Below are 24,588 nucleotides of genomic sequence, written 5' to 3'. Positions count from 1 at the left end.
GGGTCGGTCCTAGACTCCGCCCTTGCAGCGTCCGACCGTCGATCTCGAGTACGAACAGCAGCCGGCGCGGGTCAAACTCGACAAGCGGGCGATGGCGACGCTGTTTGCCGTGACGCTCTCGGGGCACATCGGCTTCGGCATCATTATCCCGCAGTTGCCGTTGTTCGCCGAGCGGTATTGGGACAGCGGCTTTGGCGTCGGGTTGTTGTTCTCGGTGTATTCGATCTGCCAGTTGATCGCGTCACCGTTGCTCGGGGCGCTCTCGGACAAGATCGGGCGGCGGCCGGTGCTGATCGTCTCGCAACTCGGTTCGTGCGCGGGGTACGTGCTGCTCGGTTGGGCGCTGCTGACCGAGTGGTCGGTGCCGATCTACGGGTATTGGGTCATCTTCCTCTCGCGGATCATCGACGGGTTCACGGCGGGCAACGTCGGGGCGGCCCAGGCGTACATCGCCGACGTCTCGCGCGGCGATCCGGGGGCGCGTAGTCGTGCGCTCGGGCTCATCGGCGCGAGCTTCGGCATCGGGTTCGTCATCGGCCCGGCGTTGGGCGGATTGCTCAGCCAGTGGGTCGCCGTGAGCGCACCGGCGTTCGCGGCGGCAGGGTTCACGTTCGGCTCGGCGATCCTCGCCGCGGCTGTCCTGCGCGAGCCGGCCAAGCACGTCGACTCAGACAACAGCCTCTCGTTCAAGTCGGTGACGCGGGTGCTGTCGGATCGCTCGACCGGGCCACTGATCGGTGCGTGGTTCACGGCGATGCTCGCATTCGTGATGGTCGAGCCGGTGGCGTCGTTGCTGCTGGCGGATGAGCGTGCGTTCGGGTTCAGCGAGGCACAGGTCGGCTATTTCTTCGGCCTCGTGGGCCTAGTGATCGTGCTGATCCAGGGCGGACTCATCGGGCGCTTGGTCGACGCGTTCGGCGAGTGGAACCTGATCATCGCCGGGCCGGCGATCGTGATTCTCGGCCTGCTCGCCTACACCGGCACGACCGCACTGCCGGTGCTCTGGTTGCTCGGCGTCGCCGGTGTTTGCGGGGCGACCGGGCGGTCGATCCACACCGTTGCCAGTGCCGGCCTGCTCAGCCGCTACGCCGACGACGCCCGCCAGGGCACCGCCTACGGCGTCTACAACGGCGCGGCGAGTCTCGCCCGCGTCATCGGCCCGCTCATCGCCGGTGCCGCGTTCGACCTGGCCATGTTCGCCCCGTTCGTGATCGCGATAGCCGTGATGGTCGTTGCGCTCGCATGGTTGCTCATTCTCCGCACTCGCATGCGCAGCCTCCCCGAACCGGCCACCCCCGAGCCGGTCGCGGCGTGAGTTCTTGTGGTGTGCCCGGCCGAGTCTGTTCGCTACCATCGTTCCTTGACCGTCGCAGTCCCACGATTTGATTTCCAGCAGGAGCCCCACGATGTCCAGTGCAGCAGGCAGTGTCGCCGGCGTTTCGATTGACGAACTCGAGAAAACCTCCGCCGGCATTGATCGCGGGGCTGACGTGCAAGAGGTACATGTCGAGGAGCATTCCTCACGCCGCTACACGCTGGAGAAGTTCCTCAAGACCTCCATCAAGCTCGGTGCCTCCGACATCCACCTGCAGACCGGCAGCACGCCGATGATGCGCATCGACGGCCGCGCTCGCTTCCTCGACGTCGACGAGATGGAAAACGACTTGATGGAGCAGTATGTCAAGCAGCTGGTCACCGAGGAAGAGAAGATCAAGAACCTGCACGAGCTCGGCTCTTGCGACACGAGCTACGCCTTGCCCGACGGGACGGCCCGCTTCCGCGTGGCGACCTTTCACAGTCGCGGCGAGCTCGCGATCGTCATGCGGCGGATCGTGACAAAGATCCCCAACTTCGAGGACCTGAACCTTCCGTCGCAGATCGAGAATCTCTCCGACGTCCACCGCGGCTTGATCCTCGTCTCGGGCACGACCGGCTCGGGTAAGTCGACGTCCCTCGCGGCGGTCATCGGCAAGATCAACCGCACCCGCAACGAACGCATCATCACCGTCGAAGACCCGATCGAGTTCCAGCACGAGGACAAGAAATCACTCGTGTCCCAGGTCGAGGTTGGCTCCGACACCGAGAGCTATGGCCATGCGCTTCGTGCCGCGATGCGTCAGGACCCAGACGTGCTGCTTGTGGGTGAGATCCGTGACACGTTCAGCCTGTCGACCGCGCTGCGGGCGGCGGACACCGGTCACCTCGTCTTCACCACCGTCCACGCGACCAACGCGCCAATGACGATCGAGCGTGTGGTGTCGCTCTTCGACCCGAACCAACGCGAGCTGATGCAGACGCAGCTCGCGACGAACCTCGTGTCGGTGGTGTGTCAGCGCCTCGCCAAGCGGCGCGACGGCAAGGGTCGCGTGCCGGTCGTCGAGATCATGCAGGCGACGCCGCTGGTGCGCAAGTACATTCTCGAAGGCGAGTTCGAGAAGCTCAAGGGCACGGTCGGCAACAAGGAAGCCGGCAGCCAGAGCTTCGACCAACACCTCACCGAGTTGTTCCAGAAGCAGATCATCGACGTCAACGAAGCCAAGCGTCTGGCCAGCAACGTCGACGCATTGAACATGGCCCTACGCGGCATCGGCAACAGCGACACGCGGTTGCGATGACACAACATCAATCGACTGGCAGCGGCACGTCGGCGCCTTGGGTTTGCTCGGCGCGGTAGGCGTCGAGGCGTTCGCGCAAGTCGTCGTCGGTGCCCGCGAGGATGGCGGCGGCGAACAGGGCGGCGTTGGTCGCGCCGGCGCGGCCGATGGCGAGGGTGCCGACTGGGATGCCTGCGGGCATTTGCACGATGCTCAGCAGCGAGTCCATGCCCGAGAGTGCTTTGGATTGCACTGGCACGCCGAGCACCGGGACCGACGTCATCGCCGCGAGCATGCCGGGCAGGTGGGCCGCGCCGCCGGCACCGGCGATGATGACCTGGATACCGCGCCCGCGTGCAGACTCGGCGTAATCGTAAAGCTTCTTCGGCGTGCGGTGGGCGCTGACGACCTGGCACTCGTGCGGCACGTCGAGCTTGTTGAGGGTTTCGTGGGCGTGGGCCATCGTGTCCCAGTCGGACTTGCTGCCCATGACGATGCCGACGCGGGGGGATTGCATGCCCGCAGGTTAGCCGGTGGCGACGGCGTCCGCGATGGCCGCGACCACGGCATTGGCGGTGGCCTGCGGATCGGTGCCGGCGGCGCTGACGGTGTGCGTGGCGAACTTGGCGTACAGCGGGGTCCGCTCGGCGTAAAGTGCGGGCAGGCCGCCCTCGTTGCCGGCGACGCCGCGCGCCGCCAGGTCGCCCAGCCGCGGGGTGAGTTCGTCGAGCGAGAGTTCGAGATACACCACCGGCCCGAGCCGGGTCAGGTGTGCCATGGCATCGGCGCGGTAGATCACGCTTCCGCCCGGCGCGATGATCGCCGATGTCGGCCGCAGCGATCGCACCGCGTCGGCCTCGGCGTCGAGAAACGTCTCTCGGCCGAGTTGCTTGAGGATGTCGCCCAGCGGCGTGTCGTCGTGACGCTGCTTGATGACCGTGTCGACGTCGATCAGCGGCATGTCGAACCGGTCGGTGAGGATGCCGGCGATGGTCGACTTCCCGCTGCCGGGCATGCCGATCAGGGACAGAACTTTGGGCAGGGCCATCCCGAAAGTGTAGCCGGCGGCGTGACTACCCTGTCGGACGATGAGCACAAGTCAGACGAGCACGGACAAACTGCGTTGGGGAATTCTTGCGACCGGCAACATCGCCAAAGCCTTCGCCGGACACTTGCCCAAGTCCGACACGGGCGTCCTCACCGCGGTTGCGAGCCGATCGCTCGAGAAGGCCGAAGCGTTCGCCAAGGAGTTCGGCGACGGCGTTCAGGCTTTCGGTTCCTACGAAGCGCTGCTCGAGTCCGATGCGTGCGACGCGGTCTACATCGCGACCCCGCACAACTCGCACCTGGAGTTCGGGCTCAAGACGATTGCCAGCGGTAAGCATGTGCTCTGCGAAAAACCTCTTACGCCCAACCACGGCGACTCGATGCGGTTGGTCGATGCGGCCGAGCAGGCGGGCGTGACGCTGGTGGAAGCGTTCATGTACCGCTGCCATCCGCTGGTCGAAAAGCTCGTGGACCTCATTCGTGGCGGGGAGATCGGCGACGTGCAGGTCATCGACGCGGCGTTCAGCTTTCGCGGGCCGAGCGATCCGACGCACCGCCTGATGAACCCCGACCTCGCCGGCGGTGGCATCCTCGACGTCGGGGCGTACACCGTGTCGATCTCCCGGCTCATCGCCGGCGTGGCGAACGACAAGCCTTTTGCCGACCCGGTCGACGTGCAGGGGTTCGGTCACATCGGCGCGAGCGGCGTCGACGAGTACGCCATCGGTATGCTGAAGTTCGATGGCGGCGACAAGCCTGACATCCTCGCGCAGCTCCGCACCGGCGTGCGCATGGCCGGCCGCAACGGCGTGCGCATCCAAGGCACTCACGGTTGGATTCACCTCGACAACCCGTTCATCCCCGCCCGCGACGGCGGCACCGAAACGATCATCGTCCACACCAAGGACGGCGAACGTGCCGTCGACGTGACCAGCACCAAGCCGCTCTACGCCCATGAGGCCGACATCTTCGCCGCAGCGATCGATAACGACGGCTGCCCGCCGCACCCGGCCCAATCAACCACCGACACGCTCGGCAACATGAAGACCCTCGACGCCTGGCGGCGCAAGATCGGCCTGAAGTACCCGTTCGAGCAAATCGACAACGTCGAGCCGACCACCGTCACACATGGCGACCGCATTCCGACCGGGAAGATCGTCGGGCTCGACAAGCCGATGACCCGGCTCGTGATGGGCGTCGACAACCAGCCGAGCTTCGCCGATGCCGCCGCGGTGTTCGACGTGTACTGGGCGATCGGTGGCAACGCGTTCGACACGGCCCACATCTACGGTCGGCAAAACTCGCTGCAACTAGGTGCGTGGATCAAAAGCCGCGGTGTCCGAGAAGACACCGTGCTCATCAGCAAAGGCGGACACACGCCGTTCTGTTATCCGAAGGACATCCGGCGACAGCTTGAGCAGCAGTTGGACTGGTTGCAAACCGACCACGCCGACATCTACATGCTCCACCGCGACAACGAAGACCTTCCCGTCGGTGAACTGGTCGACGTGCTGGACGAGTTGGCCGGAGAAGGGCGGATGACCGTGTATGGCGCGAGCAACTGGTCGCTTGACCGCGTGAAAGCGGCGAACGAGTACGCCGCGACGAATGGCCGGCGTCCGTTCCGCGTGGTGAGCAACAACCTCTCGCTGGCCGATCTGATCGTGCCGATGTGGGACGGTTGTCTCACCGCCAGGGGTGACGATTGGGCAAACTACCTCGCGGAGTCGGGCATCGCGAACCTTTCATGGAGCAGCCAAGCCCGCGGCTTCTTCGTGCCGGATCGCGATCTGGACGAACCGGAGTTGAAGCGTTGCTGGGTGAGCGAGGACAACCTCGAGCGTCGTCGGCGTGCGTTCGAACTGGCGGAGAAGAAGGGCGTGAGCCCGATCAACGTCGCCGCCGCCTGGGTGTTGGGCCGGCCGTTCGAGAGCTATGCCCTGATCGGCCCGCGCAACCTCCGCGAGCTACGCAGCAGCGTAACGGCGTTGGGCGTGACACTTACCGAAGCGGAGATGAAGTGGCTGGACTTGAATGACGAGTGACGAATTTCGCATGCTGTAAAGGCTGTTTCGTCATGCGGGGTTTTTCTCTCGTCGCATCGTCAATTTCATTCCGTCGGGTTGGAGTTGGTAGCGAACTTCATCCATGAGGCGGCGCAGGCACAGCAGGCCGAGGCCGCCGGGGGCGAACTGGTCCCGGACGTGGTCGGCGTTGGGGTCGGGCAGGTCGCCACTTCCCCAGTCGCGGATCACGGTTTGGAAGCGACTCTCATCGACATCGAGCGTGATCACGATCGGTTGGCCCGGGACGTTGTGATAGGCGTGGCGGATGACGTTGGCGAGGGCTTCGTTGATGCACAGGCCGATCTCGCCGACGGTCCGCTCGTCGTAGCCCGCCGCGCTGGCCATCGCCTCGGCGCGCTTGCGAACGCCGGCGATCGCCTTGGCGTTGCTTTCGATCTGCAGCTGCGCGTGCGTGTCTTCGAGGTCGCTCATCGGATCGGGTTCGGCTGGGTGGACGGCGTGAGTCCGAGGTGATCGCGCCAGCGTTCGAGCGCGGGGCGACGTTGCTCGGGAGGCCGCCAGTATTCGTAACCGAAATCGGCACCGGTCTGCTCACGCAGGACTTGGATCGCGGCGAGGCGGACGGCCGCATCCTCGTGGCTCAACGCGTCGAACAAAGCCGCGGCGTCGGCGTCGGTCGCCCGGGTGATCGCGGGAATCTTCCGAGACGGATCCTCGGCCTTGATCGACAGTTCGCCCCGCGGGAGACAGCCGGCAAAGAGCAAGAACAGCAGGGCGACGCGATGCACCCGTGCATCATGGGCGGAGCGTTTGCCGATGTCGAGCCGGTCGGAGAGGCACAACGCAAACACCCGCGTGAGGACTTCGTCGTCACGCGGGTGTTTGCAGCCACTGCGAGCAGGCTGTTCAAGCGTTGGCCGCTTCAGCGGCGGCCGCGGCGGCACGCTCTTGGGCTTCTTTCTCGGCTTCCTCGCGGGCCTTCTTCTCGGCCTCGTATTCTTCCATCGCGGCCTTGCTGTCCGGGTCAGGAGCGACGTACACGCGGATGGACTTCTTCAGGTCGTCGGCGAAGCGGATCTCCACGTCGTAGCGGCCGACCTCGTCGATGCGGCCCAGAAGGTTCACGTCCTCGGCCTCGATCGCGTAGTCCTGCGTCTTGAGTTCGGCGGCGACATCGCTCGCGGTCACCGAGCCGAACAGGTGGCCCATCTCGTTGGCCCGGCGCTCCAGCGCGATTTCCAAGCCTTCCATCTTCTCGAGCATCGCGGCCCGTTGTTCACGCAGCTCGGCTTCCTGGCGGAGCACTTCCTGACGCTTCTCCTCGACACGCTCAAGGTTCGTCTTGGTCGGTTGCACCGCGATGTGATGCGGGACGAGGTAGTTGCGGGCATAACCGGGCGACACTTCGACGACATCGCCGACCCGTCCGAGCGACTTGACGCTCTCGTTGAGCAGGAGCTTGACGGTTTTGGGCTGCTTCTTGATTTTCTTGGGCATGGGGATGGTCCTTTGTCCTTCGTCGCTTGTTTCTCGTCCCAGGTTTCTCACGGAGGGGCAAGAACGAACGGCCAAGAACTAAAACGGAATGTCGTCTTCGTTGAACTGCTGATCGTCGTCGTTGAACGGGGCGGGAGCGTCGTCCTGGGGCGGCTGTTGCTGGCGGGCGGGTTGTTGGCGAGAGGCGTAGCCGCCACCGTTGCCGCCCTGGTTTCCGCCTTGATTGCCACGGCCGTAGCCACCGCCTCCTCCGCCTCCACCACCGCCTTGGTTGTCGTCACGACCGCCTAGGAACTGGAAGTTGTCGATGATGACCTCGTGCTTGGACCGCTTTTGGCCCGACTGCTTGTCTTCCCATTGATCGAGGCGGAGCGAACCCTCAATGAAGATGGGGCGACCCTTGGACATGTACTGATTGATGATCTCGCCGGTCTTGCCGAAGGCCGTGCAGTCGATGAACAGGGTGCGTTCCTGCGTCTGCCCGTCCTTGGATTTCCAAGAGTCGTTGACGGCGAGTCCGAGCTTGCAGATCGCCATGTTGCTCTGGGTGTACCGCATCTCCGGATCCCGGGTGAGGTTGCCGATGAGCATGACCTTGTTCAGACTTGCCATGGAGACTCCGGTCCGAGGGAGATGGGTTTACTCGTCGCCGACCGTGGCGGCTTCCTGAGGCTGCTCGGCGTCGGCACCGTCGGAGTTGCTGTCGCCATCGGCCGGGGCACCTTCGGTCGGGCGGGGGCGGCGACGCTCTTCGGAGGCCGGCTCGTACTTCTGGGCCTCGACGGCTTCCATTTCCTCGACCGTCAGGTGCGACGCGTCGACGATCAGCAACCGGAGCACGTCCGAGCCGAGGTTCACGTCACGCGTGATCGCGGCAACCGAACTCGGCTCGCCCTTGTAGTAGCACAGCATGTACAAACCACGCTTGTTCTTCTTGATCTCGTAAGCCAAGCGGCGTTCGTCGAACTTCTTGAGGACGAGGATTTCGCCGCCATGCTTGGTCACCAGCTCGGTGACGATCTTCATGGCGTTGTCGAGGTTCGCGCCGGCGGCGGTTCCGAAGAGGAACATCGCTTCGTACTGGCGCAGTTCGGTTGCAGTGGCTGACATGAGTGGGAAGCTCCGTGGAAGCGGAAAAGGGGTTTCGCTGCCGATCGTCCCGTCGATCGGCGGAGGGGTTTCGATTGTCGGGTCAGCAGTCTAGGCGCGGCCGAATGGGGAAGTCGACAACCCGCGGGCATGGCCACTTGAGTGGCCATGCCGGGCCGCGATCACTTCGCGTTGTAAACCGACATCGTCTTCTCCAAGCCCACGTCCGCCCAGCTCACGCACGCCGCGGCGGCCTTGACGACGGCCTCGTCCATGGCGGCTTTCTGCTCTTTCGTCGGCTTTCCAAGCACGTAATCCGACTGCACGAACCCGGCGGGCGGGCGGTCCACGCCGATCCGTAGGCGGGGATACGCCTTGGTGCCGAGCTTGGCCTGGATGTCCCGCAGACCGTTGTGGCCGCCGTGGGAGCCCTCGGCCCCGAGCTTGATCCGGCCGGTGGGTATCTGCATCTCGTCGACCACCACCACGAGATCGGCCGGCTCGAGCTTGTAAAAGCGAAGCGCTGCCCCGACCGCGTCACCGCTGCGGTTCATGTACGTCATCGGCTTGAGCAACAACAGCTTGCACATGCCGCCGGCAGTATCGACCGTCGTGTCGGCGATGAGCCCGTTGAACTTCGTCTTGGCCATCCGGTCGAAATCGCCGAAGCCGAGCCGCTCGCAGAGGGAGTCGATCGCCCAGAAGCCGACGTTGTGTCGGGTCTTGGCGTACTCCGGCCCAGGATTGCCGAGGCCGACGACGAGCTTGGTGGTCATGGCCGGCAACTCCCGCGTTTTAGGCACCTGCTCCGGTGGCAATCGCTTCGAGCTGAAGATTCGCGACCACATGCGGCGAGTTTAGGGCAGACGCACTCGGCTCAAGTCGTATGCCAAAGCGAATATGCAAGAATAGTATTTTCGATGTGTTAATTTTCTTGTTATGTACGCGCGCGTGCCTAGGAAATTCTGAGTCTGGGTTTTTGTCACGGACGGGCACGCAAATCTCGCAAACAGGCAGATGAAGTACCGAAGGAACTGCGGTACGGTCGTTAGCGGCCGGAGAAGCCTCACGGAATCATTTCCCAAAATCAATGGCGCATTTTACACACAGTATCTTTACTTCTAAGAGTCCGAGCCACCGAGGGTGTTTGAAGCAGTCGTGATCAGGCACGAGCGAAGATGACTTACACGCCCGACCCCGTTGGCGTTCCAGCGGGATATTCCCAACGCTGAGATGCATCTACTGAGTGTTGGACACTTTGCGATCGAAACTCATAGTGGCGAAGATACGCGATTGCCTTGAGCGCGAGCTGAAGTACTAGCTTGCCCGAATACCTCGTAATCTACCTTGCCCAAGCAGTCCCGTCCTGCGGTGGCAACTCACACACCTGACGGGAAAAACATCTACTTCCCGGAGTTTTTTCGATGAACAAGATTCTTTGCACGAGCGTGATCCTAGCAGGACTGACGATTGGTTATGGCACGGTTGCCACCGCAGAACCCACTACCCAACCCGCGGCGGAGTCGACCGAGGCCGTGAACACCGACAAGACCGGTGTGGCTATCAACGGCTACGACCCTGTTGCTTATTCCGAAATGGGCGAGCCGAAGAAAGGCAATTTCCAAATCGCCTCTACTCATGACGGAGCAACTTACTGGTTCGTCAGTGAGAAACACAAAGCCCTCTTTGACGCGGATCCGGAAAAGTATCTCCCGCAGTATGGCGGTTATTGCGCTTATGGCGTGGCGATCGGTCGCAAGTTCAATGCCGACCCCCACACTTGGGCGATCATTGACGGCAAGCTGTATCTGAATCTCAATGACCAAATCGCCGAGGTATTCAATTAGCATCAGGCCGGCCATCTTGCGGCGGCTGAAGAAAACTGGCCGAATATTCGCGAAGTGCCTGCTGCAGAGATCGAATAGCAACACGGACCGATGTGATATCAGTCAATCGAAACACCCCGGCCGGATAGGCCGGGGTGTTTCGATTAATCGCCCGTTTTGCTGTTCGCTTGGCATCGTTTGGGCAGCACCAGCGACCTGCCTATACCTCGACGAACTCATACATCTCTTCATCCATACTGCCGGCGGGCATCGGCAGGTCGTGCTCGGGCTTGGCGATGTGCAGGTTGTTGAACGCGTCGTCGTGCTCGGCGAGTTCGGTGCGGATCGCGGCGGCGTCGTACTTGCCGTCGCGGTTGAGCATGTCGAGCAGCACGTCGCCGTCGACCTTCGCACCGGCGGGCGGGGCGATGGCGGGCTCGAAGGGTTGGATGAGCCCGGCGTGGTTCTCCCAGCAGCCGGCCTTCTCGCACCACGCCGCACTCGGGATCAGGATGTCGGCCCGGCGGGTCAGCGCGTTGGGCAGGATGTCGAGCACGACCGTGAACGGCTTGTCCAGCACGCCGGCCAGCTCGGCACCGATCCAGTCGGAGAGGTAGCCACCGACAACCACGCCGGCCTTGTAGTCGTCACCGCTGCGTTTGATGAACTCGTCCCAAGCGAGGCGGTTGCCGCCGAGGATGTTCATGACGCGCTCGATGCCCTTTCGATTCGGCACCTTCTCGGCGTGGATGCGGAAGGTCTCTTCCTTGGTCAGCGCGTTGTGGAAGACGTGATCGCCCTGCGGGTCGACCGGGGCCGGGCCCATGACGAGCGTCGCGTCGGGGTCGATGCCGCAGAGGTAGGTGCCGAGCAGGTACGCCTCTTCGCAGGTCATCATCGGCGACAGGACGCCGAACAAGCCGGAGCCGATTTCCTTGAGCTTGAGCTCGGCGGCGTCGACGGCGGTCTCGATGTGGACGGGCGTGGGGATGTTGGTTTCGTCGGGCGCGTGGGCTTCGACGAGGCGGTCGTCGCTGAAGGGGGCCTTGTAGCTGTGACGCGTGTCGTCGCTGATCCACCAGTCGTTGACGTCGGGGTTGAAGCGCGGCTTGACGCGGTAGATGACGCCGTCGTTGTGCTGGAGGTAAATGTTCTCGCCGCCGGCGTCGACGGGGCTGATGCTCGGGCTGCTCTTGAGCATCCAGACGCGTTGCTTGAACAGGAAGTCGCGATCGAGCAACGCACCGACGGGGCAGAGGTCGACGACGTTGACCGACAGTTTGTTGTTGAGCGGCTTGCCGGGGAAGATGTCGATCTGCTCGGTGTGGCCGCGGCCGTTGACGTAGAGCTCCGACGTCCCGGCGATCTCGCGGGTGAAGCGGACGCAGCGGGTACACATGATGCAGCGGTCGCCGTAGAGCAGGACGTTGTCGCCGACAATCTTCTTGGGCTGCTTGGCCTTGTCTTCCTCGAAGCGCGAGCCGGATCGGCCGTACTCGTAGGAGTAGTCCTGCAGCAGACACTCACCCGCCTGGTCACACACCGGGCAGTCCAGCGGGTGGTTCACCAGCAGGTACTCCATGACCGACTTCTGGTTGGCCACCGACCGCGGCGATTGCGTGTGAACGACCATCCCCTCACGCACCGGCGTCTGGCACGTCGGCACCAGCTTCGGAATGCCCTCGACTTCCGCGAGGCAGATCCGGCACGACGCCACGATCGTGAGCCCCGGGTGATAGCAGTAGTGCGGCAGCTCGATGCCATGGTCGAGGCACGCCTGAAGAATCATCTGCCCGTCCTGGGCCTCGATCTGTTTACCGTCAACGGTGATGCTGGGCATTGCGAGAGCATGATAGGGAGTCGGGCGTGAGATTCACGGCGATCAGTTTCAAAGGACGCGGGGGGCAGCCTGGGTGGGTGTTGTTATGCTGTCGCTTATGTCAGGGGCCAGCGGTGACATCTTTCTGAGTTGTGTATCGAGAGAGTTCCACCGCGCCAGGCCCGATGATCCGACTTCCGAACCCTCCTGCGGCTCGTACCGGACGCTCCTCGACAAGCAACTGAAGATGCGCGGCGCTGACGCGGATTTTCAGGAGCAGTTCGTCGATGGCCCCAGTTCGACGCTCGAACTCCTCGATGAGAAGATTCAGCGCTGCAAGGCGGTAGTCCACCTGATCGGAGACGCAACCGGTGCGTGTCCGACCGCTGACGAGGTAAGTGTGTTGCGTCAGAAATACCCGACGCTGCTCGACGCGCGGACCGAGCTTCGGGCCGCACTGGATGCGGCCGGTTGGGAAAACATCAGCTATACCCAGTGGGAGGCGTACCTTGCCTTGCATCACGGCAAGCACCTCGTCCGCCACCGCGCCACCGCCGCAGCCCCGCGCACGCCCGGATTCACGGCCGACCTCGCCGAGGCGGAACGGCAGCAGGCACACCTTGACCGCCTCGCGCAGATCGCGGCCGTTTATGCCAGCGAGTTTTCGGACCCGAACAAGCTATGTCTCGACGTCATCACCGAGCTCGGCGCCGCGGGGAAGATCGCCGAGGCCCGGCTCGGCATCCTGCAGAACTTGCTGCACCAGTCAATCGGCCAGATTTTCAAGGGCCGGGGCGGGCTCATGGACGAACTCTCGGACCGCCTGGGGACTGGTCAGCCGGTTGCGCTCTACGGGACCGGCGGGGTGGGCAAGACCCGCGCGGCCATCGAATTCGCCTGGCGGTATCAGAATGACTACGACGCGCTGCTGTTCGTCTCCGCCGAACCCGGCCCGACCGACGACGCCTCCGTCATCGACCCCGCTGTCCATCTCCAGAGCCAACTCGCCGACCTCAACGGGGTCCTGAAGCTCGCAGACGACACCGCCAAGCAAGCTGACAAACTCAAAGAAGTTCTCAACTGGCTTAACCGCGATGACACTCGTTGGCTCATGGTTATCGACAACGTCGACCGCTCCGAAACCCGGCACGCTCTGTTCAACGGCTTGCTCAATCAGCTTGTCGGCGGGCAAGTCGTGCTCACCACCCGGCTCGCTGAATGGCAGGATTTCGTGGAGACGGTGCCGGTGGAGATTCTGACGATGCAGGCGGCCGTTGATCTGCTGCTGGACACGCATGGCAGCCACCGCATTCGCACGCCCAACGAAGAAGACGAGGCGAAAACGGTGGCTGAGGCGATGGGCTACCTCAGCAGCGGTTTGTACCTCGCTCGCGCTTTTGTCTCGCACAGGTACACCGATTACGCCGCCTACTTACGCCGCTTCCAGGCCAATGACGCGAAAGTCACCCAATGGCCCAACGCCTACAAGGGTGCCTATCAGCACGAACTGCTCACCGCTTGGCAAACCAGCGTCGACGAACTCGGCGAGGAGGCCAAACTGTTGCTCGATGTTCTCGCCTGGTATGCGGCCGACCCGATCCCGATGTCGATGACGGAGAAGGTGCCGGACGATCTCGCCGAGCGCTTGAGCGAGGTACGCGACGCCTTGGCGGAGTTGGCCGAGTTCTGCCTCGCGGACATCCCCAGCGACGGCGAGACATTCACCGTTCCCCGGCTGATCCAGGAAGTCACCCGCCGACGCCAAGGCGTAGGTGAAGACACACCAACCCCCGACGGCGACCCGCTCGATCTCGCCCTGCGCTGGATCAATGAACAGTTTACCGGTGATCCGGAACACCCCGATAACTGGCCTCGCCTCGGCGACCTCGCTCCCCACGCCACCGAGGCCGCCATGGCCCGTGGCACCCCCCGAGAGCCCGCGATGCTGCTGCTGAATCAACTGGATTGCCTGGCGGACGCCCAAGGCGATTACGCCGTCGCGGAGCCGCTTTCTCGTCGCGCAGTCGAGGCCCGTGAACGTGTGTTTGGCCCGGAGCATCCGAACACGCTCGCCAGCGTCAACAATCTGGCGGGGCTGTTGGAATCCCAAGGCGACCTTTCGTCCGCGGAGCCGCTGTACCGCCGTGCGTTGGAGGCTCGTGAACGTGTGCTTGGCCCAGAGCACCCGGGCACGCTCACCAGCGTCAACAATCTGGCGGGTCTGTTGGAATCCCAAGGCGACCTTTCGTCCGCGGAGCCGCTGTATCGGCGGTGCGTGGTGGGGTTGGTCCAGCTCAGCCGGTCCGTCGGGCGGGCATTTCCGAATCTTCAAGCCGGGTGCAACAACTGGATCGGCTGCATGTTGGCCATGGAATTTGATCGCAAGGAGATTTCTCGGCGGTTGCACGACGCCGGGGTCTTTGAGTTTTTGGGTTCGGAGTGAGGCGGTTAACTGTTGCTTTTCACCGCCCGCCCGTGATTGGGTTTTCGCTGCCCAGGTTCATCAGCGGTAGCGGCTGCGGGCTGTCGCCGTTGAGGAAGTAGAGCTTGGCGGCGGGGTCGCTGCTGATGGCTTGGAGGGCTTTGAGCGACTCGAGTTGGATGTACGCCGGGTTGTTGGCGATCGCTTCGTTGATCTTCTGGATCTCGTAGGCCTGAGCGTCGGCGATGAGCTTGCGGCGTTCGGCTTCCTGCTCGGCGGCTTCGCGCTCGGCCTTGGCTTGCTCGACCTTCTGCTGGGCCTGGACCTTGACCTGTTCGAGCTCGGCGCGCTCCTGTTCGACCTTCTGCTCGGCCTGCTTCTTGAGCTCGACGTTGGCGAGGATGCTCGGGGGCAGGCGGAAGTCACGCAGCAGCACCGCCTGCACGTTCACGCCCTTGGGCTCGAGGTATTCCTGTAGCTTGCTTTGGATATCGCGTGTGAGCCTCTCTTGGGTCTCGGGTTGGAAGAACTCTTCTGCCCGCACAACGGTTTTGCCCTGCTCACGCATGAGGCTGCGCAGTTTCGGGATCAGGTGGACGGTCACCGCGTCTTCGGCGGTGCCGGTCTCGGTGAGGATGCGTGATGCTTGGTCGCCGACGATGTTGTACTGGACGCTCACGTCGATGTCGGTGGTGAGCTGATCCTGGCTGGGGACGCTGGCCTCTTCCTTGTGGGTCTTCTCGCGGACGTCGTACTCGATCCACTCATACAGCGGGTTGACGGGGAATTGCAGGCCGGCGTTGAACTCTTGCTCGACGGGTTTGCCGAAGAGCGTGGCGACGGCGACGTGGCCGGCGGGGACGGACTTGTAGCTCTTGAGCCCGACGAAGATGAGCACCAGCAGCACGACAACCGTGATGATGCCGGCGATGGCCTTCTTGGGATTCACGTTGGACAGGTCGATCTGTGGGTTGCTCATGCCCACATTGTCCGCCGCTCGGGCGGGGTTGACCACCTGCAATGCATTAGAAACCGGGGCGATCTTTTGACGGCTCGGCCGGCGCGCGGGTGGCGACGGTGCCGCCGATGACCAGGGCCGCGGAGATGATGAGCAGGTTTTTCACGATGTACTGGCCTTCCATCGTGAGGCCGTAGGGAAATCGACCCGGCTGAAAGGTAACTTCCGGCAGCGCGACCAGCGGCATGAACGTGCCGACCATCTGCATCGCGAGCAGGCCGATCGCGATCCGCAGTGTCGGGCGGAAGAGGAACAACACGCCGATGAGCACTTCCCACCAGCCGATGACGTGCAGCCAGCCGACCGGCGAGAGGACCGGCATCCACTCGACGGTTTGCAACACCAACGGCTCGGCCGGCGACATGCCCAATGGTTTGAGAATGCCGAACCAGATGAAGATCACCGCCAGCGACAAGCGCAGCGTGTCGAGTCCGGTACGCCGCATGAACGCGGCGATGTGATGGTCCAGGGTGGTGATCGTCATGCCGTTCTCCGTCGGAACGGCGAAACGGTACGCATTGCCTCACTCGGATTGATGCGACACGACGCCTCGTGTGGCGGGTTGCCGCAGGGCTCGGCTACAGCGTTCGCCCGTCGGTCGGCGGGCGGATGTCGTTGCGGCGGTAGGCTTCGATCAACCGTTCGAGCATCCTGATTTCGCTGGCAAACTGTCGGCCGCGCTCGGTGTCGCCCATGCGACGGATCGGGTCCCACTGCTTGACGGGCGTGACCTGCGGGACGATGTCGACGCCATCGCGAATGGCGGCCTCGACAGACTCGAAGTGGTGGTGCTTGGCGAGCACGGTGCGCTCGGGTTCGAGCACGAGGGTGTAGCCGTGGTCGCCATAGGCTTCGCTGAAAGCGCCGTCGATGGTGATGGCCTTGCCGCTGTCCTTGAGCGGTGATTCGCCGGCCTCGATCTTCACCGGGACGTGGCCGTTGACGATCAAGCCGCATTGCGGGTCGACGTCAAACGCCTTGAGCACCTTCTCGCAGAAGTGCGCGTCGTGGATGAGGTCGAAGTATGCATTTTTCTCCTCGTGGTGAGTGGCCTTGTCCTCAATGAAGTCGCGCTCGAACGTGGTGATGCGATCCTTACCGAACAGCGGCGACCGCGGGCCGTTCCACAGGTACCAGAGAAAGTCCAAGTCCGCCGGCGCGCGATGCTCCACCGTTCGCAGCACCACTCGGTCGATCGCGTCGAACATCGCCCGGCCCCAGTGCTCCTTGCCGTCGACACTCATCGGCAGGAAGTTTCCTTCCGCGTCGCACGGGATGCAGCCGTGGAAGATCAGGTGGTCGTCGCGAATGCGGTACATGCTCCCGTGGGAGACGAGATACCTCACATGATCCTGCAGGTGTTGGCTGGATTCGAAGCTGTTGCGTATGCGGTCGAGGCAGAACTGTTCCTCGGCAGTCAGCGCGTACGGATCGTCGTGATCGAGCGTGGGCAGGTGGGTATCGCGTAGCGGGTAGGTCTTGCCGTCGAGCGTGATGGTGCCGGCGTCCTTGTCGATCTTGTCCAGCAGTCGGCGGTCGTCCATGCCCCACTCGGGATGGCGGGCGATCATCTGCCCCTCGAGCTTGAACTGCATGATGGCGATGGCCTTCTGCATGCGACCCACGAGCCACTTGGGCCGCATGCCGTCGGCCTTGGGGTGGAACCGCTCGGCCGGATCGCCGTCGTAAACGGTCCGCACCAGGTGGTCCAACGGCGTGAGCGGAATGGAGTAACCCTCGTCGAGCTGTCCGAGTCGGCGGTAGCGCAGCGACACACGAATGCACATGCAGATCAGCGCGTCGTGCCCGAGCGCCGCCCCGAGCCAGGTCACGTCGTGGTTGCCCCAGACGAACTTCACGTTCGGCTGTTGCGCGAGGTAGTCCATGACCCGATCGCCACGCGGACCGCGATCCCAGCAATCGCCGTTGATGATCAGCTCGTAGATCGCGAGGTTGCGGACGAGCCGGCCGGTGACGTGGACGAGTTCGAGTCCCTTGCCGCGTTCAACCAACTCGTCGACGATCGCCCGGAGAAAGCTCGCGTCCCGGCCGGTGGTCGGCTCCTGCATCATCTCCATGAGCAGTTCGCGGTACGCCACGGGGAACACTTGCAGCGCACGCTTGAGGCTGTACCCCGTCGCCAGTGTGCGTGCCAGTTCCAGTTGCAACCGTAGCGTCCGCAGGACGAACGCCCGACGCTCGGTTTTGTCGGTCAGCTTCCGGTCGAGCGTCGCGGTCATCTCGGCCGGGTAGAACGTCAGTGTCAGAAACTCCTGGAAGTCGCCGGCACTAAGCCTGTCCGCGAAGAGTTTCTCGATGAGCGGCCGCAAGGTGCCCGAGGCGTTGTTGATGACGTGGCGAAGTTTCTTGTCTTCACCGTGGATGTCGCTGATGACGTGAACGGTCCCCTTGGGCAGCGTGCAGACCGCCGAGAGCCGCGCGATCTCCGCCATCGCCGAGTCGACGTCGGGGTACTGCTGCGAGAGATACTGCAGTAGGGCCAGTTCGTAGTCCTGGTCGTAGGGTCGTTGGTCCGAGGCGCTCATCCGGCCCATAAGAGGCGTGCCCGACCAACATGGCAAAAGCAGGGAGCAAACAGCAGATTTGAGCGGCTCCGCGCGATCTCGTTCTGACCGCTGATCACGACGACCGAGCCGTCAAGGCGAAGTAAACACCGACCGGGTCACGAATCACGGCACGTTCTTCGTCGGTGGGTTGCCAAACGACCTCACCGCCACCTTCGTCGACTTGCCGCAGGCTCTCCGCGAAGTTGTCGACGGGCAGGTGGATCAACCAGACTGACCCAATGCCCGACTTGAACTCATCCGATGCTGCAATCTCCGCCGTGTCGGCCGCCAGCCCGACGACCTGTTCGTAAAACGATGACATCGACGCAACGTCTTCGGCCAAAAGCGCGACCCGGGCGATGTGACCGATGTCGCCGAGTTGACCCGGGTCTGGCGATGGCTCGTCGACGACGGGGATCACACCGAACGCCGCACCGCCGGGATCGACCAGACCCGCCCATTGGCTTTGCCCATCGTCATCTCGGCCGTGCATCAGCTCCCGGCCACCCAGCTCGACGGCCCGCGCGGCGCTGGTCGCGACATCAGCCACCTGAAAGTGAGGAAACCACTGCAACGGCAGCACCTCGTACTCCGGCGTACGGAACCCCAGACCGATGACCGGCATCCCTTGGTTGTTGGTCAGGTCGTCGCGCCACAATGGTGCAGAGCCCGTGGTGAGAACCCGGCGGTAGAAGTCGAGTTCACGCTCATGCTCCGGGACCGCGATGTCCGCGCTGACGACGCCACCCACACCATGGAAAAAAGGGCTACGCATGGCCTGTAGGTTCGATCGGCGAAGCCCGGAAAGCAAACATCCTCGGCGTTTGCCACGACCGAATCGACGTCGGAATGCTGCTGCGAGACGTAGTTGAGCAAGGTCAGTTTGTAGTCCTGGAATGACATCAGGTTTTCGTCGTCCGTAGCCAACGGCGAAGTACGCGCGAGGCGAACCGGTAATGACTGGCGGAGTTTGCTCCGAGATAGCTGGCGAGCGTGCTCGTTCCGGTCCAGTCGAATCGGCCAACGGTGAGCAGGTCGGCTTCCGGGATGCTCCGGGCTGTGTGGAGGATTTCCTCGTAGGATCTGGCGAAATTGGTAAGCGTCGTGGCGACCGACTGCCGCTTGTGGCGGCGCTGGATGGCCCGGTTGAGTTCCGGCGTATCTCGCCAGCGATAGTCCTTGTCGGGTACCTGGGGTTCGCGTCCTTCGAGTTCGTCGTTGTACCACCGGAGGAACATCTGTTCCCAGACGGCCAGGTGAATCAGAAGGTCTTTCGCATTCCAACCATCACCCCAGACATCGGCCTCTGTAAACCGTCGCTTGGGGATCGACTCCACGATCGAAAGCAACTTCGCGTGCTCGTCTTCGATCGCGTTGATCAACTGGCTTTTGGACGCGTACTTCACCTGTGCAGATTAGCTCGTGCACCGAGAAGTGCATGCTGGATGTCCGGCGTGCAAATGCCAAGGTGATCAAAAAAATCGAGTCGAAAGTCGGGCTGACAGGATTCGAACCTGCGACCTCTTCACCCCCAGTGAAGCGCGCTACCAAGCTGCGCTACAGCCCGTGGACCGGCAGTATACCCCGGGTTCGGGCACCTGCCCACTTACTCGTTATCCTCGGCCCGTTGCTCGTCGGTTTTGACCATCTCCTCGTACACCGTTGCCATGAAGCCCAGGACGGGGAACTTGGTCTTGCCGATGGGCAGGCGGCCGAGGGTGTCGAGCGCGGGCTCGGCACCTTCTTCGGGAAGCTGCTCAAGAGCGTCGAGGGCGGATTGAACTTTTTCGGTCTGCATCAGTCGCTGATCGCGGAGGTGTCGAGGCTCAGGTAGTCACGCAGCTCCTGCGTGGAGAGGTCGGTTAGCCAGTCGTCGCCGGTGCCGACGATGTTCTCGGCCAGGGCGCGTTTGTCTTCGAGGAGTTTGTCGATGCGTTCCTCGACGGTGCCGAGGGTGATGAACTTGTGGACCTGTACGGTCTTGGTCTGGCCGATGCGGTGGGCGCGGTCGGTGGCCTGGTTCTCCACGGCGGGGTTCCACCAGCGGTCGAAGTGGAAGACGTGCGAGGCGGCGGTGAGGTTCAGTCCCAGCCCGCCGGCCCGCAGCGAGAGCAGGAACACCTGCGGCTCCTCGGCCTTCTGGAACTCGATGACCATTTCCTCACGCTTGGGCTGCGGCACGCCGCCATGGAGGAAGTGAACCTTCACGCCCAGCTTCTTCTCCAGCAGCGGCACGAGCATGTCGCCCATCTCGCGGTACTGGGTAAAGACCAGCGCCGACTCGCCCTCGTCGCGAACCTCCTCGAGCATGTCGATGAGGCGTTCGCACTTGCCGGAGCGCTCAAGCTTGCCGTCGCCGTCCTTGAGGACGAGCGAGGGATGGTCACAGACCTGCTTGAGTCGGGTGAGGATGGCGAGGATCAGGCCGCGTCGGCGGATGCCCTGGGCGTTGTCGATTTGGCCGAGCATGTCGCCGGTGAGTTGCTGGTAGATGGCCGCCTGCTCGCCGGTGAGCGGGCAGAAGGTTTTCATCTCCATCTTCTCGGGCAGGCTCGCGGCGATCTCCGGGTCGGTCTTCTGACGTCGCAGCACGAACGGCCGGATGAGCTTGCGAAGGCGCTCGGCCGCCGCGGCGTCCTTCTGCTTCTCGACGCTCGCGCCGAACCGCTGACGGAACTCGGTCCGTGTTCCGAGCAGCCCGGGGTTGAGCATGTCCATGATCGACCACAACTCGGTGAGGTGGTTCTCGATCGGCGTACCGGTGAGGGCCACGCGGTGCGGGGCGCGTAGCGAGCGGATCGCCTTGCTGCCGGCGGCGGCGGGGTTCTTGATTTTTTGTGCTTCGTCGAGCGCGATGCGGTGCCACTGGACCTGGTTGAGGTCCTCGATGTCGCGGTGGGCCAGGGCGTAGCTCGTGAGCACGACATCCTTGCCGTGGACGGCATCGACGAAGTCCTTGCCGTGGTGGCGGTCGGGGCCTTGGTGGACGTGGACCTTGAGTGTCGGGGCGAAGCGTTGCAGCTCGCGGTGCCAGTTGCCCACCACCGACGTCGGCGCGAACAGCAACGTGGGCGCGATGTTCTTGAGCGTGTTCTTCTCGTGCTGGAGCAGCGAGGTGAGCTGGATGGTTTTGCCCAGGCCCATGTCGTCGGCGAGGCAGCCGCCCAGGCCCAGGTCGCGCAGGAACACGAGCCACTGGAAGCCCTTGAGCTGGTAGGGGCGGAGGGTGCCGAGGAAGCCCTCGGGTTGCGGGAGGTCCTCGCGCTTGGCGGTGGGTGACTGTTCGAGGAGTCGGCCGATCCAGCCGGAGCCGACGAGCGAGACGTTGGCCCGGTCGCCGAAGCGGTAGGCACTGCCGAGCGCTTGACCGAGCGTGACGTTGCCGGCGGGCGTGGCTTCGAGCATTTCCGCGGCCTGCTGGACCGCCTCGGGGTCGATCTCGATCCACCGGTCGCCGTGCTTGACCAGCGGGCGCTGCTTGTTGACCAGCGCGTCGAACTCCGCCGGCGAGAGCTGCTGCCCGCCAACAGCCACCTTCCAGTCGAATCGCATGAGCGTCTGTAAGCCGACCGAAGACGTTTGCGCATCGACGCCGCCGGCTTGACCCTGCTGTGCGTAGAACTCGCTGTCGTCCCACTCGTCGTCGGCCGGCACCAGGTCCATGACCATCTCGAACGAACGTTGATCCGGCTCGGCCCACTTGGGCAGGTCGATGTCGTAGTGCAGCCCGCGCAGCTGGATGGCGACGTCGCGCAGGAACGTGAACGCCTCGCCGGTGGTGAGCGGGATGCTCGCCGGCTGCTTACCCGGCTGAATGGCGTGGGCGAAGGGCGTGAACGTCTCGGCGGCGGCGGAGGCGCGGGCCAGCTCGTTCATGAGCGTCTCGCGGCGATGGCGGATGTCGCGGCCCAGCACGCCGAGCGTCGCGCCCGGAGCGTCCCAGATTTCTTGGGCGGGGATCGGATTGTCGGTCGCGTCACCGTCGCCGTCGATGGGCGTGAGGTGCAGCGCGAGGTGCCAGAGCTTGATGCCGGTCGCTTCGGCCTGGGCGGCGTCGGCGTCTGTCAGGTCGGCCGGGGGTTCGGTGAGCGTGATGCCCAAGCGGTACCCGCCGGCCTGCCCGCCGCGCCCGCCGAGGTGCGCGCTCCATGCGTTGAGGTCGCTCCAGAGTTTCTCCAACTGTTGCGGCAAGCCGCGGACCAGCAGGTCGCCGTCGGCCGGTCGGAGCAGCGCGCTCATCCACTTGGTCTCGACGTCCGCCCCGTCCTCCTCGGCCTTGGCGTGAACGCCACGCTTGGAGAAGAAGAACGGTGTCTCGGCCAGCCGGCGGCGCACCTCCGCGTCGGCGATCTGGGCCAGGAAGTCTTCGAGGTGCGCGAGGTTGCGCTTCTGATCCCCCGGCAGCCCGTCGGCGAGCTCGGCGAGCGCTTCGACCTCACGCCGATCGGCCAGGAGCAGGCGCCAGGCGGCGGTGTACTTGAAGATCGTCGACTCGACACCGCTGAGGCTGCGCTGGATCTCGCTCTTGCGGAGCAGCGTGGGAAACACCTGCTCGCGGTCGATGCACCGTCGCACGAACCGGGCCAGCGTTGCCCATACGGCCCGCTCGCCTTGCTCGGTGGCCGCTTTCTCGTCAGAAAGCTCAAGCAGGGTTTGCGTCGGGTCCAGCACGCGGTCGTCGAGGTGCAGGTGGCCGTTCCGCCACATCAGTTCCGGCTGTGGTTCGGCGGTGGCCCGCTCGGAGTCCGGTGTGGGTTCCGGCTTGGACGCCGGTCCGTCGGACGGGGTTTGGGCGGCGTCCGACTCTCGGATGTCCTCAAGAAAATCGTGCACCCTCGCGGTGTCCCTTCCAGTATCTGGTGTCATGGGCAATCGCCCGGCCGCCTCGCGCAACCGAGTCGGGTAGGGTAGCCAAGTCCGGCCCGCGATGCGACGACGAACTTCGGAACTTGGCTCCGGACAGCCCTTTTCGCATGGTCATCCGGCAACTTTCAAACTTACCTAACGTTTGGCCATGCCGGCTATTCACGTCGACCACGTCTGCTTCGCCCACCCCGGCGGTCACGCCCATGCGGCCGGTTGCTCGGCGTCCAGCCATGTCGAGAAGGCGTCGGACCAGCATCACACGGACTTGCTGCACAAGATCAGCCTGACCGTGGAGCCGGGTGAATATGTCGCGCTGGGCGGGCCGAACGGTGGCGGAAAGTCCACGTTGCTCGGTTTGCTGCTCGGGCAACTGGTGCCGGGGCACGGGATGCTGCGGATCGCGGGGTTGGCTCCGAAGGCGGCGGTGCGGCGGGGCAACCTCGTGGGCTACCTGTCCCAGCGGGATCCGGTGCCCGGCGGCGTGCCGATCGGGGCGGGCGATCTGGTCCGCTCGGCGCTGGCCGGGCGGTGCGGGCTGTTCGGCAAGCCCAGTGCCGAGGAGCTGGATCACGTTGACGCGCTGCTCGCCCGGTTCGCCTTGACTGACGCGGCGGACGTGCCGATCGCGCAGCTCTCGGGCGGGATGCGGCGGCGGGCCATGATCGTCCGCGCGTTGGCCAACCGCCCGGCCGTCTGGCTTCTCGACGAGCCGACGCTCAACCTCGACACCGCCGGCACCGACGCGCTGCTCGATCTGCTCGCCGACCCGCCGCAGGAACGGCCGGCGGTGCTCGTGGTCACCCATGATGAAAAGCTCGCCGATGCGTGCGATCGGCAACTCACGCTGGATCGGACGCTCAAGCCCGCCGGTTTGTCGGTCGGTCTGGCCTGACATTCCTCTACGTCGACCCGTGGGCTTTGCTCGGCACGTCGCTACGCTGCGGGGCCGTGTACGACCCGTCGCCGATCGCCGCTTTGCTCGTTGCCGTGTGTGTGGGCGTGGCGTGCGGGGCGCTCTCGCCGGTGGTGGTGGCGCGGCGGTGGGCGTTCGCGGCCGAGGGGATCGCGCACTCGGCCTTCGGCGGCGCGGGCGTGGCGTGGATATTGGCGATCATGTTGCCGGCGGCGGGGTCGGCGTTGGGCGTTGAGATCGCCGTCGTGGCCGCGTGCTTGACCACGGCGCTGGCGATGGCGCTGCTATCGCGACGGCGTGGCGTGTCGGTCGATGTCGCGGTCGGCGTGGTGCTGAGCCTTGCGTTGGCCGTCGGGTTCATCGGTCAGGGCGTGTACTTTTCCGCGACCCGCATGCAGCCGGTGGGGTTTTACGCGTTGCTGGTGGGAAGATCGGATCTGGCGTGGATTGATGCGCTGGTGGCCGGGGCGGTGACGGTCGGCGTGGTGGGTGTGCTGGTGCTCATCCGCCGCGGGGTGTTGGCGTTCGCGGTCGATCCGGAACTGGCACGGTCGAGCGGACTGCCTGAGCGGGCGGTGCATTTTCTGCTGATGCTGTTGCTCGCGGCGGTGGTGGCGTTGGGCGTGCGGCTGGCCGGGTCGTTGCTCGTGACGGCGTTGCTCGTGCTGCCAGCCGCCACGGCGGGGCGACTGACGCGAAAGCTCGGGCCGGCGTTGTGGCTGAGCGTGCTGCTGGCGCCGGCCGCGACGCTCATCGGCCACCTGGCGGCCGCCCAAGTCGACTGGCTCCCGCCCGGTCCGGCCGTCGTCATCACCGCCACGTTGCCGTTCGGGGTCAGTTTGCTCAAGCGGTAAAAAAGCCCCGCGTCCGAAGCCGAACACGAGGCTGTGGTGAGTCGGTGGC

Annotated in this window: 23 protein-coding genes and 1 tRNA gene; 7 read left to right on the top strand and 17 right to left on the bottom strand. The window is 64.2% G+C overall.

What is annotated here, in order from left to right; translation table 11 throughout:
• The first annotated feature begins 22 nt into the window (after positions 1-22).
• Positions 23-1,315 carry an MFS transporter gene (locus tag AAGD32_03140; GenBank protein MEM8873232.1) on the top strand — a complete coding sequence of 431 codons (1,293 nt, stop codon included), beginning with the start codon at positions 23-25 and terminating at the stop codon, positions 1,313-1,315.
• A 91-nt stretch (positions 1,316-1,406) separates the two neighbouring features.
• Positions 1,407-2,615: a PilT/PilU family type 4a pilus ATPase gene (locus tag AAGD32_03135; GenBank protein ID MEM8873231.1), complete on the top strand. Its 1,209-nt coding sequence runs from the start codon at positions 1,407-1,409 to the stop codon at positions 2,613-2,615.
• 7 nt (positions 2,616-2,622) lie between these two features.
• Here the strand turns inward: AAGD32_03135 and purE are convergent, their stop codons facing one another.
• Entirely contained in the window at positions 2,623-3,111 is a 489-nt protein-coding gene (gene purE, locus AAGD32_03130) for a 5-(carboxyamino)imidazole ribonucleotide mutase (protein MEM8873230.1), read from the bottom strand.
• 9 nt (positions 3,112-3,120) lie between these two features.
• Positions 3,121-3,642, bottom strand: a complete 522-nt coding sequence (locus tag AAGD32_03125; protein ID MEM8873229.1) for a shikimate kinase — start codon at positions 3,640-3,642, stop codon at positions 3,121-3,123.
• 40 nt (positions 3,643-3,682) lie between these two features.
• On the opposite strand from AAGD32_03125, the gene AAGD32_03120 reads away from it, so the two are divergent.
• Entirely contained in the window at positions 3,683-5,686 is a 2,004-nt protein-coding gene (locus AAGD32_03120; protein ID MEM8873228.1) for an aldo/keto reductase, read from the top strand.
• Between the two features lie 30 nt (positions 5,687-5,716).
• Here AAGD32_03120 and AAGD32_03115 read toward each other — a convergent pair whose 3' ends face one another.
• From AAGD32_03115 to pth, 6 genes are all read right to left on the bottom strand, one after another.
• Positions 5,717-6,139, bottom strand: a complete 423-nt coding sequence (locus AAGD32_03115; protein ID MEM8873227.1) for an ATP-binding protein — start codon at positions 6,137-6,139, stop codon at positions 5,717-5,719.
• On the bottom strand, positions 6,136-6,612 hold the full coding sequence (locus AAGD32_03110) for a hypothetical protein (GenBank protein ID MEM8873226.1): 477 nt from the start codon (positions 6,610-6,612) through the stop codon (positions 6,136-6,138). Before AAGD32_03110 ends, AAGD32_03115 begins: the two co-directional genes overlap by 4 nt.
• A complete protein-coding gene (rplI, locus tag AAGD32_03105; GenBank protein ID MEM8873225.1) occupies positions 6,575-7,165 on the bottom strand; it encodes a 50S ribosomal protein L9 in 591 nt (196 codons plus the stop codon). The genes AAGD32_03110 and rplI overlap by 38 nt, the downstream gene beginning before the upstream one ends.
• 78 nt (positions 7,166-7,243) lie before the next feature.
• Entirely contained in the window at positions 7,244-7,777 is a 534-nt protein-coding gene (gene ssb / locus AAGD32_03100) for a single-stranded DNA-binding protein (protein ID MEM8873224.1), read from the bottom strand.
• Between the two features lie 27 nt (positions 7,778-7,804).
• Positions 7,805-8,275 (bottom strand): 30S ribosomal protein S6, encoded by a 471-nt coding sequence (gene rpsF / locus AAGD32_03095; GenBank protein ID MEM8873223.1) that lies wholly within the window; start codon positions 8,273-8,275, stop codon positions 7,805-7,807.
• A 161-nt stretch (positions 8,276-8,436) separates the two neighbouring features.
• Positions 8,437-9,030: an aminoacyl-tRNA hydrolase gene (gene pth, locus AAGD32_03090; GenBank protein ID MEM8873222.1), complete on the bottom strand. Its 594-nt coding sequence runs from the start codon at positions 9,028-9,030 to the stop codon at positions 8,437-8,439.
• Between the two features lie 648 nt (positions 9,031-9,678).
• On the opposite strand from pth, the gene AAGD32_03085 reads away from it, so the two are divergent.
• On the top strand, positions 9,679-10,101 hold the full coding sequence (locus AAGD32_03085; protein ID MEM8873221.1) for a YHS domain-containing (seleno)protein: 423 nt from the start codon (positions 9,679-9,681) through the stop codon (positions 10,099-10,101).
• Positions 10,102-10,300: 199 nt separating this feature from the next.
• Here the strand turns inward: AAGD32_03085 and AAGD32_03080 are convergent, their stop codons facing one another.
• Entirely contained in the window at positions 10,301-11,920 is a 1,620-nt protein-coding gene (locus AAGD32_03080; protein ID MEM8873220.1) for a 2Fe-2S iron-sulfur cluster-binding protein, read from the bottom strand.
• A gap of 97 nt (positions 11,921-12,017) precedes the next feature.
• On the opposite strand from AAGD32_03080, the gene AAGD32_03075 reads away from it, so the two are divergent.
• The gene (locus AAGD32_03075) at positions 12,018-14,342 is read left to right on the top strand and encodes a tetratricopeptide repeat protein (protein ID MEM8873219.1); all 2,325 of its coding nucleotides are present in this window, start codon (positions 12,018-12,020) and stop codon (positions 14,340-14,342) included.
• A gap of 19 nt (positions 14,343-14,361) precedes the next feature.
• Here AAGD32_03075 and AAGD32_03070 read toward each other — a convergent pair whose 3' ends face one another.
• The 8 genes from AAGD32_03070 to AAGD32_03035 all read right to left on the bottom strand — a co-directional run bounded on the left by AAGD32_03070 (position 14,362) and on the right by AAGD32_03035 (position 22,739).
• A complete protein-coding gene (locus AAGD32_03070; protein ID MEM8873218.1) occupies positions 14,362-15,300 on the bottom strand; it encodes a prohibitin family protein in 939 nt (312 codons plus the stop codon).
• Between the two features lie 46 nt (positions 15,301-15,346).
• Positions 15,347-15,823 (bottom strand): hypothetical protein, encoded by a 477-nt coding sequence (locus AAGD32_03065; GenBank protein ID MEM8873217.1) that lies wholly within the window; start codon positions 15,821-15,823, stop codon positions 15,347-15,349.
• 94 nt (positions 15,824-15,917) lie between these two features.
• Entirely contained in the window at positions 15,918-17,885 is a 1,968-nt protein-coding gene (locus AAGD32_03060; protein ID MEM8873216.1) for a fructose-bisphosphatase class III, read from the bottom strand.
• A gap of 94 nt (positions 17,886-17,979) precedes the next feature.
• A complete protein-coding gene (locus AAGD32_03055; GenBank protein MEM8873215.1) occupies positions 17,980-18,681 on the bottom strand; it encodes a VOC family protein in 702 nt (233 codons plus the stop codon).
• 127 nt (positions 18,682-18,808) lie between these two features.
• Positions 18,809-19,312, bottom strand: a complete 504-nt coding sequence (locus AAGD32_03050; protein ID MEM8873214.1) for a ClbS/DfsB family four-helix bundle protein — start codon at positions 19,310-19,312, stop codon at positions 18,809-18,811.
• An 87-nt stretch (positions 19,313-19,399) separates the two neighbouring features.
• Positions 19,400-19,473, bottom strand: a tRNA-Pro gene (locus AAGD32_03045).
• Between the two features lie 39 nt (positions 19,474-19,512).
• Positions 19,513-19,704 (bottom strand): hypothetical protein, encoded by a 192-nt coding sequence (locus AAGD32_03040; GenBank protein ID MEM8873213.1) that lies wholly within the window; start codon positions 19,702-19,704, stop codon positions 19,513-19,515.
• The gene (locus tag AAGD32_03035) at positions 19,704-22,739 is read right to left on the bottom strand and encodes a DEAD/DEAH box helicase (protein ID MEM8873212.1); all 3,036 of its coding nucleotides are present in this window, start codon (positions 22,737-22,739) and stop codon (positions 19,704-19,706) included. Before AAGD32_03035 ends, AAGD32_03040 begins: the two co-directional genes overlap by 1 nt.
• A 181-nt stretch (positions 22,740-22,920) precedes the next feature.
• On the opposite strand from AAGD32_03035, the gene AAGD32_03030 reads away from it, so the two are divergent.
• On the top strand, positions 22,921-23,664 hold the full coding sequence (locus AAGD32_03030; GenBank protein ID MEM8873211.1) for an ATP-binding cassette domain-containing protein: 744 nt from the start codon (positions 22,921-22,923) through the stop codon (positions 23,662-23,664).
• A gap of 56 nt (positions 23,665-23,720) precedes the next feature.
• Entirely contained in the window at positions 23,721-24,539 is an 819-nt protein-coding gene (locus AAGD32_03025) for a metal ABC transporter permease (protein MEM8873210.1), read from the top strand.
• The last annotated feature ends 49 nt before the right edge of the window (positions 24,540-24,588 follow it).

Source organism: Planctomycetota bacterium, assembly GCA_039182125.1.
GTDB lineage: Bacteria > Planctomycetota > Phycisphaerae > Tepidisphaerales > Tepidisphaeraceae > JBCDCH01.
This window is presented reverse-complemented; position numbering and strand designations above follow the sequence as displayed.

Excerpts from the sequence above, each read along its gene's own strand:
- AAGD32_03135 (MEM8873231.1), top strand. The coding sequence starts at position 1,407 with ATGTCCAGTGCAGCAGGCAGTGTCGCCGGCGTTTCGATTGACGAACTC.
- purE (MEM8873230.1), bottom strand. The coding sequence starts at position 3,111 with ATGCAATCCCCCCGCGTCGGCATCGTCATGGGCAGCAAGTCCGACTGG.
- AAGD32_03125 (MEM8873229.1), bottom strand. The coding sequence starts at position 3,642 with ATGGCCCTGCCCAAAGTTCTGTCCCTGATCGGCATGCCCGGCAGCGGG.
- AAGD32_03120 (MEM8873228.1), top strand. The coding sequence starts at position 3,683 with ATGAGCACAAGTCAGACGAGCACGGACAAACTGCGTTGGGGAATTCTT.
- AAGD32_03115 (MEM8873227.1), bottom strand. The coding sequence starts at position 6,139 with ATGAGCGACCTCGAAGACACGCACGCGCAGCTGCAGATCGAAAGCAAC.
- rplI (MEM8873225.1), bottom strand. The coding sequence starts at position 7,165 with ATGCCCAAGAAAATCAAGAAGCAGCCCAAAACCGTCAAGCTCCTGCTC.
- ssb (MEM8873224.1), bottom strand. The coding sequence starts at position 7,777 with ATGGCAAGTCTGAACAAGGTCATGCTCATCGGCAACCTCACCCGGGAT.
- rpsF (MEM8873223.1), bottom strand. The coding sequence starts at position 8,275 with ATGTCAGCCACTGCAACCGAACTGCGCCAGTACGAAGCGATGTTCCTC.
- pth (MEM8873222.1), bottom strand. The coding sequence starts at position 9,030 with ATGACCACCAAGCTCGTCGTCGGCCTCGGCAATCCTGGGCCGGAGTAC.
- AAGD32_03085 (MEM8873221.1), top strand. The coding sequence starts at position 9,679 with ATGAACAAGATTCTTTGCACGAGCGTGATCCTAGCAGGACTGACGATT.
- AAGD32_03080 (MEM8873220.1), bottom strand. The coding sequence starts at position 11,920 with ATGCCCAGCATCACCGTTGACGGTAAACAGATCGAGGCCCAGGACGGG.
- AAGD32_03075 (MEM8873219.1), top strand. The coding sequence starts at position 12,018 with ATGTCAGGGGCCAGCGGTGACATCTTTCTGAGTTGTGTATCGAGAGAG.
- AAGD32_03070 (MEM8873218.1), bottom strand. The coding sequence starts at position 15,300 with ATGAGCAACCCACAGATCGACCTGTCCAACGTGAATCCCAAGAAGGCC.
- AAGD32_03065 (MEM8873217.1), bottom strand. The coding sequence starts at position 15,823 with ATGACGATCACCACCCTGGACCATCACATCGCCGCGTTCATGCGGCGT.
- AAGD32_03060 (MEM8873216.1), bottom strand. The coding sequence starts at position 17,885 with ATGAGCGCCTCGGACCAACGACCCTACGACCAGGACTACGAACTGGCC.
- AAGD32_03055 (MEM8873215.1), bottom strand. The coding sequence starts at position 18,681 with ATGCGTAGCCCTTTTTTCCATGGTGTGGGTGGCGTCGTCAGCGCGGAC.
- AAGD32_03040 (MEM8873213.1), bottom strand. The coding sequence starts at position 19,704 with ATGCAGACCGAAAAAGTTCAATCCGCCCTCGACGCTCTTGAGCAGCTT.
- AAGD32_03030 (MEM8873211.1), top strand. The coding sequence starts at position 22,921 with ATGCCGGCTATTCACGTCGACCACGTCTGCTTCGCCCACCCCGGCGGT.